Source organism: Acinetobacter sp. AOR12_HL (genome assembly GCF_027855275.1).
In the GTDB taxonomy this organism is placed as follows: domain Bacteria; phylum Pseudomonadota; class Gammaproteobacteria; order Pseudomonadales; family Moraxellaceae; genus Acinetobacter; species Acinetobacter baumannii.
This window is the reverse complement of the sequence record NZ_JAKTIJ010000020.1, coordinates 313,867-327,050: the sequence shown is the minus strand read 5'-3', so window position 1 is coordinate 327,050 and position 13,184 is coordinate 313,867. Positions and strand designations below refer to the sequence as shown.

General features: G+C 38.7%; 12 protein-coding genes. 8 read left to right on the top strand and 4 right to left on the bottom strand.

What is annotated here, in order from left to right; genetic code table 11:
* The first annotated feature begins 141 nt into the window (after positions 1-141).
* The 5 genes from MKL36_RS09975 to proB all read left to right on the top strand — a co-directional run bounded on the left by MKL36_RS09975 (position 142) and on the right by proB (position 5,703).
* Positions 142-1,599 carry a glyceraldehyde-3-phosphate dehydrogenase gene (locus tag MKL36_RS09975; protein ID WP_000031228.1) on the top strand — a complete coding sequence of 486 codons (1,458 nt, stop codon included), beginning with the start codon at positions 142-144 and terminating at the stop codon, positions 1,597-1,599.
* A 149-nt stretch (positions 1,600-1,748) separates the two neighbouring features.
* The gene (locus tag MKL36_RS09970; RefSeq protein ID WP_031945601.1) at positions 1,749-2,483 is read left to right on the top strand and encodes a hypothetical protein; all 735 of its coding nucleotides are present in this window, start codon (positions 1,749-1,751) and stop codon (positions 2,481-2,483) included.
* Between the two features lie 11 nt (positions 2,484-2,494).
* On the top strand, positions 2,495-3,169 hold the full coding sequence (locus MKL36_RS09965) for a hypothetical protein (RefSeq protein WP_000468065.1): 675 nt from the start codon (positions 2,495-2,497) through the stop codon (positions 3,167-3,169).
* A gap of 164 nt (positions 3,170-3,333) precedes the next feature.
* A complete protein-coding gene (cgtA, locus tag MKL36_RS09960; RefSeq protein WP_001212949.1) occupies positions 3,334-4,554 on the top strand; it encodes an Obg family GTPase CgtA in 1,221 nt (406 codons plus the stop codon).
* Positions 4,555-4,569: 15 nt separating this feature from the next.
* Positions 4,570-5,703: a glutamate 5-kinase gene (gene proB / locus MKL36_RS09955; protein WP_000573844.1), complete on the top strand. Its 1,134-nt coding sequence runs from the start codon at positions 4,570-4,572 to the stop codon at positions 5,701-5,703.
* Between the two features lie 26 nt (positions 5,704-5,729).
* On the opposite strand, the gene MKL36_RS09950 is transcribed toward proB, so the two are convergent.
* Both MKL36_RS09950 and MKL36_RS09945 read right to left on the bottom strand, forming a co-directional pair.
* Positions 5,730-6,386 carry an HAD-IB family hydrolase gene (locus tag MKL36_RS09950; protein ID WP_000271361.1) on the bottom strand — a complete coding sequence of 219 codons (657 nt, stop codon included), beginning with the start codon at positions 6,384-6,386 and terminating at the stop codon, positions 5,730-5,732.
* Positions 6,353-7,561: a DUF1615 domain-containing protein gene (locus MKL36_RS09945; RefSeq protein WP_001039857.1), complete on the bottom strand. Its 1,209-nt coding sequence runs from the start codon at positions 7,559-7,561 to the stop codon at positions 6,353-6,355. The genes MKL36_RS09950 and MKL36_RS09945 overlap by 34 nt, the downstream gene beginning before the upstream one ends.
* A gap of 83 nt (positions 7,562-7,644) precedes the next feature.
* Between MKL36_RS09945 and dusB the strand changes: the two genes are divergently transcribed.
* Positions 7,645-8,670: a tRNA dihydrouridine synthase DusB gene (gene dusB / locus MKL36_RS09940; protein ID WP_000275423.1), complete on the top strand. Its 1,026-nt coding sequence runs from the start codon at positions 7,645-7,647 to the stop codon at positions 8,668-8,670.
* Between the two features lie 43 nt (positions 8,671-8,713).
* Here the strand turns inward: dusB and MKL36_RS09935 are convergent, their stop codons facing one another.
* Positions 8,714-9,760, bottom strand: a complete 1,047-nt coding sequence (locus MKL36_RS09935) for an NAD(P)H-dependent flavin oxidoreductase (protein WP_021511058.1) — start codon at positions 9,758-9,760, stop codon at positions 8,714-8,716.
* Positions 9,761-9,870: 110 nt separating this feature from the next.
* A complete protein-coding gene (locus tag MKL36_RS09930) occupies positions 9,871-10,572 on the bottom strand; it encodes a VIT1/CCC1 transporter family protein (RefSeq protein WP_000885360.1) in 702 nt (233 codons plus the stop codon).
* A 252-nt stretch (positions 10,573-10,824) separates the two neighbouring features.
* Between MKL36_RS09930 and MKL36_RS09925 the strand changes: the two genes are divergently transcribed.
* Both MKL36_RS09925 and wecB read left to right on the top strand, forming a co-directional pair.
* The gene (locus tag MKL36_RS09925) at positions 10,825-12,045 is read left to right on the top strand and encodes a tetratricopeptide repeat protein (protein WP_021511057.1); all 1,221 of its coding nucleotides are present in this window, start codon (positions 10,825-10,827) and stop codon (positions 12,043-12,045) included.
* A gap of 2 nt (positions 12,046-12,047) precedes the next feature.
* Positions 12,048-13,184 (top strand): non-hydrolyzing UDP-N-acetylglucosamine 2-epimerase, encoded by a 1,137-nt coding sequence (gene wecB, locus MKL36_RS09920; RefSeq protein ID WP_000718059.1) that lies wholly within the window; start codon positions 12,048-12,050, stop codon positions 13,182-13,184.

The following is a 13,184-nucleotide window of genomic DNA, read 5'->3' as shown; positions in this document are numbered from 1 at the left end:
AGGTATTTTATGAATTTATGATGAATTTTGGGAAAATCTAGCCACTAACGTCAGCTTTTGATTCATTCTTGCCAATAATTCCATTACAATTACGGGGTTTTAAAAATCACGCCTAGATATAATTAATTAGAGGACGTATCTGTGAGCAAAGACACTATCATCGCCCTGCACGCTGAACACCAAGGCCGTTGGAAAAACCGTGAAGAAATCGCGGAACGTATGATTGCATTAATCGGTCAATTATACCGTGAAAAAAATATTGTCGTATCTGTTTACGGTCGCTCTTTAATTAACCGTTCTGTTATCCAAATTTTGAAAACTCACCGTCGTACACGTGTTGTAGATGTTGAGCTTTCTGTAGTAAATACTTTCCCTATTTTAGAAGCTTTAGCAAAAGTTGAAAATATCGGTTCTGCAGAAGTTGATATCGGTAAACTTGCAGTTGAATATAAAGAAAAAGGCGGTGATGTTGACGCTTTTGTTGCTCAAGCTGTTGAGTCAATTAAAGGTAGCGCAACTTCTGAACAACCTAAAGATGTAGTTCTTTACGGTTTTGGTCGTATTGGCCGTATCTTGGCTCGTTTAATCATTAGCCAATCAGGTTTAGGTCGTGGTTTAAGCCTTAAAGCGATTGTTGTTCGTAAGTCTTCTGACGGTGACTTGGCAAAACGTGCTTCTTTACTTCGTCGTGACTCTATTCACGGTACTTTTGCAGGTACAATCTCTGTTGATGAAGAAAACGAAGCAATTATCGCTAACGGTAACTTCATCAAAGTGATCTATGCATCTAGCCCAAGCGAAGTAGACTATACTCAATACGGTATTGAAAACGCGCTTTTAATCGACAACACTGGTAAATGGCGTGATGCTGAAGGCCTAAGCCAACACTTGAAATGCCCAGGTGTTGCACGTGTTGTATTAACTGCACCTAGTAAAGGCGAAATGAAAAACGTTGTATTTGGTGTAAACAACTCTGACATTTTAGATGAAGACAAAATCATCTCTGCTGCAAGTTGTACAACAAATGCGATCACTCCAATTCTTAAAGTATTGGATGACAAATATAAAGTTCTTAATGGTCACGTTGAGACAGTTCACTCATTTACAAATGACCAGAACTTAATCGATAACTACCACAAAGCTGATCGTCGTGGTCGTGCTGCTACATTGAACATGGTTATTACTGAAACTGGTGCTGCTAAAGCTGTTGCTAAAGCATTGCCTGCGTTAAAAGGTAAGTTAACTGGTAACTCTGTACGTGTTCCAACACCAAACGTATCTCTTGCGATTTTAAACTTAACGCTCGATAAAGAAGTTGATCGTGAAGAAGTGAACGAATACATTCGTCAAATTTCAATTAACTCTAACCTTCAAGGTCAAATCGGTTATACCAACTCTACAGAAGTGGTATCAAGCGACTTTATCGGTTCTCGTACTGCTGGTGTATATGATGCTCAAGCAACGATTACTTCTGGTAACCGCTTAACTGCATATGTTTGGTACGATAACGAAGTAGGTTATAGCTGCCAAGTATTACGTATTGCTGAGCAAATGTGTGGCGTAAGCTATAAAAAAATTCCTGCAGAAACTAACGCTTAATCTGTTTTAACGTTAGATAAAAGAATGTGACAAAAAGACCCAGTTTAGACTGGGTTTTTTTACAACCGTACAAAATATATGCTGATTATTTTTTAGAAATCAATGAGAATACGGTTTAAGGAACAAAAAGAAATAGTAAGGGATTGGAATTGCAGCAGTTTAAAAGATTATTGATCGTCTTCTTTTTTATTATCATCGCGAATATATGTGGTGTACTTATCGCCATTTGGGTGTTTAAACATTTTAATATTTATATTCCGTTGAAAAACCAAGCAGTAGCGATCGATTTACAAGAACCATTACAAGTACAGGTTAAAGTAAAAGATGCTTTAAATGTCGATGTAAAAGGGCGAGTGAATGCTAATATTCCTATTAATGAGAAGTTAAATATTCCTTTGACACAGACTTTAACACCACGTGTCTATTTCGATAATATGGTGCCGATTAGTACAGTTATTCCAGTTAAAGAAACTTTAAAAGTTGACCAAAGTTTGCCAATTGACACGAAAGTTCAGGTGAGAGTACTTGGTAAAGATATTACTTTGCCATTAAAAGGTAATATTCCTTTACAGTTGGATGTACCTATTGATATTCAAGTTCCACTTGATCAAAAAGTTCATTTGAAGTTTGATGCGCCGGTAAAAACGGTCTTAAAAGAAAATCTTCATATTCCATTAAATGCTCAATTAAAAACAAATATTCCAATTCAGGGAAGTTTGAATGTCCCTGTGAAAACAGCTTTAAATGCGTCGGTAGATGTAAAAAATACCTTGCCAGTTAAAATCGAGCATGGTGAGTTAAAAATACCACTATCGAGCATGAGCCTGAATCGCGTTAAATCTGGCGAAGATCACTCTTCGCCTGTTCAGAACCAGTCAAAATAGGTGAATGGCTTATGTTTGGCTCATTAAAAAGTATATTAATCAGTTTCTTTCTGATTATGATACTCACGGCAATCTTATTTTGGTTTTATTTAAACATACAGGCTTCAGTTGTGGTTTCAGCACATGAGTCAGATATTCGATTACCAGAATCATTAGAAACTAAAATACATGTTGGTAATAATTTGCAGGTCCAATCGATAGGTAAATTAGACACCTCTATTGATATTGACCGTCAGATTTCAGTTCCATTAAAAGGAAGATACTTGGCTGATTTAGAGTTTGAAGTCGAGACTCCAATTACAGTAAGTGTTGATTATGCGACAACATTAAAAGTCGATCAGGTGATGCCTTTAGAAACAACTACTGATTTAATTTACAAAAATAAGTTATTACCAAGGTTTCCATTAAAATTAAATATCCCGATTAAACTTGATATTCCATTTCAGTTAAAACGTAGTTATACCATTCCGGTTAAAATTGCTTTTAATGGTCCGGTTTATTTTGAGTTTGATGAATCTATAAATTTGCCAATTAAACATCAGTTTAACCCAAGTTTGAACGTTAACGATGCAATGGAAATGGGGAATATCTCAAGCTTTAATGCCATTATGTATAACTCTGTTCAGCACACTAAAGCTAATTTGGACATGAAGATGGATTTACCTTTACGTAATGTTCATCCTTAAGTAATTAATCAATAAAAATAGACCATGGCTTGCTGTAGGTTTATATCCTGATAAAAAGAAATAAAATAAGCAGCAGGAAAGTAGAATTCTCTCGATTTTCTATTCGAGAATTTTCTGAAAATATGGCAGAATAGGCGGTTTTAGAGTTTTTAGAGGATTGGCAAATGCGCTTTGTTGATGAAGCAGTCATTACCGTAGAGGCTGGCGACGGTGGCAATGGCGTAGCCAGTTTTCGCCGTGAAAAATTTGTACCATTTGGTGGCCCAGATGGTGGTGATGGCGGACGTGGTGGAAGTATCTATATTCAAGCAGATGATGATACAAGTACCCTGGTCGATTACCGTTACACCCGTAAATTCCGCGCTGAGCGTGGTAAAAACGGTGCAGGTGCTAACTGTACCGGACGTGGTGGTGAAGATGTGGTTTTAAAAGTACCCGTTGGTACAACAATTGTTGATACAGATTCAGGCGATATTATTGGCGATCTGGTAGAAGACGGCCAAAGAGTCATGGTTGCAAGCGGTGGTGAAGGTGGTTTAGGAAATACTCACTTTAAATCATCAACCAACCGTGCTCCACGTAAATGTACGACAGGTACAAAAGGTGAGTTCCGTGAAATTCGCCTTGAGTTGAAAGTATTAGCAGATGTTGGCTTATTAGGTATGCCAAATGCTGGTAAATCAACATTTATTCGTGCAGTAAGTGCCGCGAAACCAAAAGTAGCAGATTATCCATTTACCACTATGGTTCCTAACCTAGGTGTAGTAGATGCTGACCGTCACCGCTCGTTTGTGATGGCAGATATTCCGGGACTTATTGAGGGTGCAGCAGAAGGTGCAGGTTTAGGTATTCGTTTCCTTAAGCATTTAGCACGTACACGTATTCTTTTGCACATTATTGATGTACAACCAATTGATGGTTCAGATCCGGCCCATAATGCTAAAGCAATTATGAATGAACTTGCCAAGTTTTCTCCTACTTTGGCGAAGTTACCAATTGTATTAGTACTTAATAAACTTGATCAGATTGCTGAAGAAAGCCGTGAAGAATGGTGTCAGCATATTCTAGATGAGTTGCAATGGACAGGTCCTGTCTTTAAGACCTCGGGTTTACTCGAAGAAGGAACCAAAGAAGTTGTTTATTACCTCATGGATCAGATTGAACAACAACGTGAACGTGAAGTTGAAGATCCTGAGTACGCAGCAGAAGTAAGAGCATTCCGTGAACAGCTTGAAGCTGAAACACGTGAACAGACCATTGCAGCGAAGGAAGCATACCGTGCTATGCGTAAGGCACAACGCCTTGAAAGCATGATGGACGATGATGATGACTTCGATGACGATGAAGACGATGGTGATGTAGAAAGCATCTACGTTCGTGACTAAAAAACCGAGGAAAACATGATAGAAGTGGTCGATGGGCAACGTAAGCTCAGTGAGTGTAAACGAATCGTTGTTAAAATCGGATCATCTTTACTCACGGCAAATGGGCAGGGTCTAGATCTGGACGCTATTTCGCATTGGGCGAAACAGATTGCAGATTTACACAATGCTGGACACGAAATTATTTTAGTGTCTTCAGGAGCTGTGGCAGAAGGTATGGTTCGTATGAAGCTTGCGAGTCGACCCACCGATCTACCCAGTCTTCAAGCATGCGCCGCAATTGGGCAGATGGGCCTAATTCATACTTGGTCTAGTGTGCTTGAAAATCATAGTATCCGAACTGCTCAGGTGTTGTTAACACATGATGATTTGGCAGACCGCCGTCGTTACTTAAATTCATGTGATGCATTGCAGAACTTGATTGATTGGCGTGTTATTCCGGTCATTAATGAAAACGATACTGTATCTACCGATGAGATTCGTTTTGGTGATAACGATACACTCGCAGCTATGGTTGCTGGTCAAGTACATGCTGATTTATTAATTATTTTAACAGATCAGCAAGGTATGTTTGATTCAGACCCACGTCATAATCCTGATGCAAAACTGTTATCAACTGTGCGTGCTATGGATGATGTTTTATTTGAAATGGCTGGTGGTGGCGGTGTGCTTGGACGAGGTGGCATGGTCACTAAAGTTCGTGCTGCACGTTTAGCTGCCAAGTCAGGTTGCCCGACATTGATTGCTAGTGGTGAAAGCGACAATGTATTGTCACGAGTGATGGCTGGTGAGATGCTGGGTACATTGTTTACGACTGATAAAGACCGTATGACAGCGCATCAGCAATGGCTTGCTGCACATTTACAAACAGCGGGTCGTCTTGTAATTGATGATGGCGCAGTTGAAGCGATTAAATTGAAACATCGCAGTTTATTGCCTGTTGGGGTAAAAACTGTTGAAGGACATTTTGATCGTGGTGATGTGGTTGAATGTGTCGATAAACAAGGTAAACGTGTTGCGGTTGGGCGAGTGAATTTTAGCTCTCGTTCTGCTGAAATTATTAAAGGTCTTTCTTCAGACAAAGTTTACCAAGTACTTGGTGAAGCCCGTTCATTAGAAATGATTCATCGTGATCATATGGCAATTTACTAAGTTGTTCTAAATTAAAAAAGCTCGCATCATGCGAGCTTTTTTTGTGGGGTTAATGAGGGCAAGATTCGATCTTCACCGACCATAAAAGGATGTGTAGCAAGACTAAGCATGTCTAAATCTTCTGAGCTATTTCCATACGCATAGATTCGCTGATAATGTTTTAGAGAATATTGCTCATGTATTCTTAACTTCTTTTGCTCACTACTACAATCCGGAGTTGAGTAGTAACCTGTCATCATGCCATTTTTAATTTGAGTCTCTGTACAAATTAATTCGATATCTAGTAATTTGCAAAGTGGAGCGAGATAGATATCAATGGAGGCAGAAACTAATACCACCTGATCACCTAATAGCTGGTGTTGCTGTAATTGTGCAAAAATTTCAGGTGAAAGTGCCGAGACGAGTTCTTGTGCGTATTCTTCGCCTAGTCTTTGCAATTCAATTGCAGGAGTATCTCTGAACATGCTACGAAATAGCTTGGCACGCATAGCATGGGCTGGATAAAAGTTAAGATAATAGGCTTGAATCCATGGCAGGATTTTCAAGCCTTGCTTCACAATATGACGTTTAGACAACGCATAAAAGATGAACCCTGTAAAACTGTCTTTACTACACAAGGTTCCATCAAAATCGAACAGGGCGAGATTTTTTATAGTCTTATTCGTTTCGCTCGTTGCATACATGTTTCATATCGTCCGTTTACGCGGGTTGCATACCAGTTAGTATTATAGTCACGACTTAGTTTAGGCCCAGAAATCACCACTTGCGGCATAATTGCATAGAGCGGCTCTTTGCCAGTTTTTGATTTATAAAGTTTAGTCAGTGCAATATAAGTTTGAGTACTCTCAAACTTTTTTTCTTTTTCTAATTTTAGATCATCACGAATCTGTCTTGGTGTAACTAAAACATTATTACTAGCAAATACGGTAATTAGTTCTTTTTCTGACTCGCTTTGAGTTGCGCGTGGATCACCATCTTTTGTGTAAAGGAGTAGATCGCCATCAAGACTTATATCCTTGTCGGTGAGTTCTTTTAGCATTTTTTGAAAAGCTGCATTACGACTAGAGTACATACCAGAGTTGTAATCTGCAAAACGATAAATGGCTTTATCATAATCTGCCGGATAAACCATTAAACGGTGAATTCCATAATATAGGCCGCCATACTCGGTATATAAGTCATCACGTAGTGCAGCAGTATTCATACTCGAGCGTTTGTTTGCTTTGGCATAGTTAATATGAACTTGCATTGAACCCAATGTAGTGATCGGATTCATTTTTTCGCCAATATCTTGTCCAACTAATTTAGCTGCGCCAGTTAAAGCACTTACATGATAGTGTTTGGCCATAAAGTCGAAAATTTCTCGGTAAAGTAAATCAAGGTCTTTCTCGGTTTTAACTTTACGCATCTGACTCATATAGTTATTGTCAGGAGAGGGTTGGGTTCTTAGTACTTCTTCAAAGTAACCTGCAATTGTTCCACCAATGGTTTTGCCAAGCTTATCTTCAAATTTTTCATTTAAACGTGTACTGACTTCCTCAACCGCTTTTTGTCCTAATCCTGGCACTTGAGGATTGGCAACAAAATTGGATTCTTGATCAACGACCGCCACAATACTACAGACATTTTGTTTGGTTTTAGGAATGTCTAAGTCTTTCATAATGTCATCAATATCTTTAGCCCATGACTCACGGTCATGCACACGAGATGGGATGAGACGTTTGATTTGCTGGCTTTCTAATTCAGGCTCATCATTATTTGACCACCAGGCTTTATCTCCACAAGCAGCTAAACTCATGCATACGGCAACCATACCGAATGATTTAAATAAAAAACGGGAAGACAACGGTTTGTTCATGGAGAGGAGGACACCTGCATAAAAAGATGAGCTGATCAAGCGGATGAAGTATACTATGCCGATCATCAATTGTATGAATATATATGTATATTGGTCCCTATCAACTGTCAAATAATTTAATTGTTGCTCCTATGGCCGGTGTAACTGACCGTCCATTTAGAACGCTGTGCAAGTATTTCGGTGCGGGTCATGCAGTCAGTGAAATGATGACTGCTGACAAGACTTTACGTATGACTAAAAAAAGTCTTTATCGTGCTAATTTTGATGGAGAGTTAGCTCCAATTTCTGCACAGATTGCTGGTTCCGATCCAGAACAGTTGGCTGAAGCGGCTCGTTACCAAGTCGCAAATGGCGCGCAAATTGTTGATATCAATATGGGATGTCCTGCAAAGAAAGTATGTAATAAATTAGCAGGTTCAGCATTATTACAAGATGAAGATTTGGTAGCTCGAATATTAGATGCAGTCGTTGCAGCAGTTGATGTTCCGGTAACTTTAAAAACCCGTTTGGGATTTTTAAATGGCCAAGAGAATATTCTACGGGTGGCTAAGCGTGCCGAAGAGGCTGGCATCGCTGCATTAGCACTACACGGCCGTACGCGTGAAGATATGTATTTAAATACCGCCCGTTATGAATTGATTAAGCATGTTAAAGAATTAATCCATATTCCTGTGATTGCTAATGGTGATATTGATAGTCCTGAAAAAGCAAAATATGTACTGGACTATACTGGGGCGGATGCAATTATGATTGGGCGGGCTGCACAAGGTCGACCGTGGATTTTTCGTGAAATTGCCCATTACTTAAAAACTGGTGAACACCTTGCTGCTCCGAATATTGAAGAAGTTAAAGAGGTGCTTTTAGGGCATTTGTCTGAGTTATATCAGTTTTATGGTGAATACTCTGGTTGTCGTATTGCCCGTAAGCATATTGCTTGGTACACCAAAGGTTTACGCTCAAGTAATGAGTTTCGACAAAATATGTATAAAGTTGAAACGACTGCTGAACAAGCTTTAGTTGTTGAGAGCTATTTTAATCAATTGCTCGCTGAAGGTAATTTGATGAGCGATGTTCAGGTTGAACAGGTTAATTTATTAGATACTCACTAAAATAAAGCAACCAGTACAGAGACTGGTTGCTTGGAATTTTTACCTATTCATTGTCTAGCATTTCAACGACCAGTTGATTAACCAGATCAGGTGCTTCAAGTTCACGTATTTGTGCAACGTTACTTCCTGCCCAAAAAGCACCAAAACCGTAATCTTGGTGTTTGCTTGCAAGAGCATTTAGTTGCTTTGCTAAATCATAGGTATAAGGATATTCGGGTTGTACAGGGCGAGTAGGTGAATCAATTTTTGTATGCCAATGGTTGAGTATCCCCCGAGCAGGGCGTCCAGAAAGACTAGCACTAATCTGTGTTACAGGTTTACTAAATAGGGCTTTGCGATATTCGGCAGAAGCATTTGAAGTTTGGCATTGAACAAATGCTGTCCCTAATTGGACTGCGGCTGCGCCTAAGCCCAACATATGTTTGGCTTGTAAGCCAGTCATTATGCCACCTGCGGCGACAACCGGAAGTGTGCAGTGCTGCACAATCAGTTGAACCAAGTCACTAGTTTTAATTGCCCCATCAAAAGTCTGGTTGAAAATCCCTCTATGTCCGCCTGCCTCAATCCCTTGGGCAATAATAATATCGATGCCCGCTGCCTCAATAGCTTGAGCTTCGATCAAATTAGTTGCCGAAACCATAGTCAAAATACCAGCCTCTTTTAAAGCTTTAATTTGATGCGGATGCGGAATACCAAAGTGAAAACTTACTGCTTTTGGCTTAGTTTCTAAAACAATATTTAAAAAATCATCATTGTCTAAAAAACTTGGATAGATACAGTGCAGTTCTTGGGGCGGTTGAGCATCGAATTTTTCAAAATGAGGACGTAGGTACTCAAGCCATTGTTTTGCTTTTTCTACATTAAGCTCAGTCGATTGATGACAGAAAAAATTAACTTGAAATGGGTTTTCCGTGAGCGCTTGAGTTTTTAAAATTTGTTCACGTGCACTTTGCGGTGTGTTTGCTCCTAAGCCTAATGATCCAAGGCCTCCTTGATTTGAAACCTCGGCTGCTAATTCAGGAGTAGAGACGCCCGCCATTGGAGCCAGAAAAATTGGATGTTTGATTGCAAGTTGTTGTAATAGGCTCATTTTATTCACCTCAATTCTTTCTCTTCACCATAACGTGAAAATAGAATGAAGAGCAAATAATATTGGCTATTTAATTTTTAAATATTAAGAGTCTTATTTAAAAAACTCTCTTATAAAGGAGTGACATTAAATAAGGAACCAATCCAGCTTGAAAAAGCCATCGCTAAAATACCCCATAAGGTAATACGTAAACTACCTTTGATTTTAGAAGTGCCTGCAAAATAACTCGAAAGGGCACCTAAAATTGCTAATGCCGCGATACCTGTAATAAGCACACTTGGCATAATTAAATGCTCTGGGCTAAACAAAATGGCAAGCATGGGGAAAAATGCCCCAAATGAAAATGAAGCTGCTGAGGAGAGTGCTGCTTGAATTGGGTTTGCCGCCGTATTTTCATGAATACCGATTTCATCTCGGGCATGTGCACCCAAAGCATCATGAGTTGTAAGCTGAATAGCTACCTCCTTTGCTAGTTCTTTTGAAAGTCCCCTAGAAATATAGATTTGAGTTAATTCATCCAATTCTTTTTGAGGGTATTTTTTTAATTCTTTTGCCTCAATAGCTAAATCTGATTTTTCAATATCTTCTTGAGATTTAACAGAAATATATTCTCCGGCAGCCATTGAGGTTGCGCCTGAAATGAGCCCGGCAACACAAGTGATAAATAGAGTATGTGAGCTTGCCCCACTTGCAGCCATCCCCATAATTAAGCTAGTCACTGAAATAATGCCATCATTAGCGCCTAATACTGAGGCTCTTAGCCAACCTGAGCGCTGAATGGCATGATGCTCTGTATGATGTGGAAAAGCCATGTGTTTTTCCTTATTAATGTTTTATAAATGCTATGAAATTTTACAATTTATTGGTCAAAAAATATGTCATTATTATAGGAAATTTAGGGATAAGACAGAATAGATCAATAATAAAAATGGAGATTAAACAATTATTTTAAAACATCCTTAACCTAACTTAACGATGTAACTTATTATTTTTAATTATAATATTTATTGATCATTCCAAAGGCTTGCCCTCCCTAATAAGTCTAATTTACTGTAGAGGTGAAAATGAAAAATATCAAAACAATAAACTCTATAACACATTCAATATTACTGATGGGAGCAGTGATCTCTTCTTTGGGAATGATCGGTATAAGCTCAGTTTATGCACAAGAGCAAGTCGACCCTGCATATAAGCCCGGTAACCCTATTTATGATAAATGGGATAGATTTTATAAAATTGAACAGTCTCAACCGCAAGAGGCAGAAAAAATATTAGTTGAGCTTAGTAAACTGACACCAACCGATATTAAAGTCTGGAAAAGTCTTACTTATTTACAGATTCGGCTTGAAAAAAGGAAAGAAGCTTTACAAAGCTTAAGGCAAGCAAGAAATTTAGCTCCTCAAGATGACACCTTAAAATTACAAGAAGCTTATTTGCTGAATCAGCAGAAAAAAGATCGTGAAGCATTGGTTTTATTTAAAGAGTTAAGTTCCTCTTCAGACCCTGAAATTGCTGCTAAAGCAACTCAGGCAGTTAAAAATTTAAGTGGGGGAGAAGTTCAACCATATTTTAGAGATATTTATTTTGCACCGTCTTATGAGTCACGTTATGACGATGTTATTTTTCCTTTAAAAATGAGGTATGGCAAAAACATCGATAACGGGCGAGCCCAAGTATATGGCTTTCTTAATTTAAACCGCGATACTCAATCACAAGGTGGGGTCCGACCTGAAATTATTGATGAAAATGCAGCCACTTTAGGGGTGGGGGCAAATTATCAACCGTGGACTTCCATTCCTGTGCGAGCCTATGTCGAAGTTGGTGGAAGTTATGACTTGATTGATAGAAATAGAAAGCGATTTCGTGAGAGTGTTGTAGGCGGTGTAACGGGTTATCAAGAATGGTATTCACAATCAAACTGCGATCATTCACTTTGTTTAGATAATTATTTTACTGACTTATATGGCAATGTCGCGACTTATTCGAGAGAGGACTATAACGTTATTGGGGACTTACGCTTACGCACAGGTTTAAATCTCTATAAGGGTGAGAGTGGATCTGTGCAGGCTTATGTGAAATTGCATGGCTTAGCGGATAGCGAAGATGAATATTACAATAATTTATTTGAATATGGCCCAGGCATTTCATGGCAGCCTTTTAATTATCAACCGATAAAACTACGGGTTGAACGTCTATATGGCAATTATTTTAAAGACGTACCGGTTAATACAAAAGATCATTACAACAATACTCGTGTAGAACTTGTTTTTTATAAGGATTTCTAATAATGAAGAAAATTTTTATTTCAATTGTATTTGGTACTCGTCCAGAGCTCATAAAGTTGGCTCCGGTAATTTTATTAGCAAAACAAGACTCACGATTTCAGGTAGAAGTTATTTTTACAGGACAACATGATGAATTAGTTCGAGATGCGATAGATTTCTTTGGGGTTGAAATTGACCATCGCCTTAAAATTATGAATGCTGGACAAAGCCTAAATCAGCTTTTAATTCATGGCTTAACGCAACTTGAAAATATCTATACAGATGGTCAAAAAAGAGATGCAATTGTTATTCAAGGTGATACTACAACCGTGTTAGCTGCTGGGCTAGTTGCATTTTCAATGAAGATTCCTGTTGCCCATGTCGAAGCAGGCTTACGTTCTTATGATTTAGATCATCCGTTTCCTGAAGAAGGCAACCGCCAGTTAGTTTCTCGTATTACCAAATGGCATTTTGCCCCTACAGAACAATCAAAGCGTAACTTGTTAAATGAGCAGATTCCACCTTCATTGATTACAGTGACAGGAAATACGGTAGTTGATGCTGTATATTTAGGAAGGAAACTCATAGCTGAAAAGACAGGTTTGAAAAATCAACTTGAGCCTTACGGAATTGAATTAAAACAAAACGATAAAGTTGTACTTATAACTGCTCACCGCCGTGAGAATTTTGGCGAAGGAATTCAGAATATTTGTAATGCTGTTGAGTATTTAGCAAAACAGCATCCTGATTTACATTTTATTTGGCCTGTACATTTAAATCCTGCTGTACATAATGTAGTGCACGATAAATTTAAAAGTCATGCTCAAATTCATCTTGTGAAGCCACTCGATTATCCAAGTTTATTGGCCGTTATCGACCGCTCCACCTTTATTTTAACGGACTCTGGTGGTTTACAAGAAGAAAGCCCATCATTTAATAAGCCTGTCTTAATTTTAAGAGACACGACTGAACGCCCGGAAGTGGTAGAGGTGGGAGCAGGGGTATTGGTTGGAACAAATCAGCAGAAAATTATTGAAGAGGCTGAGAAACTTTTAACGGATTCGCAGCATTACCAAAAAATGGCTCATGTTGAAAATCCGTTTGGTGATGGACGTGCTGCCCAGCGAATATTAGATGAAATTGCCAGAACTTATAACTAG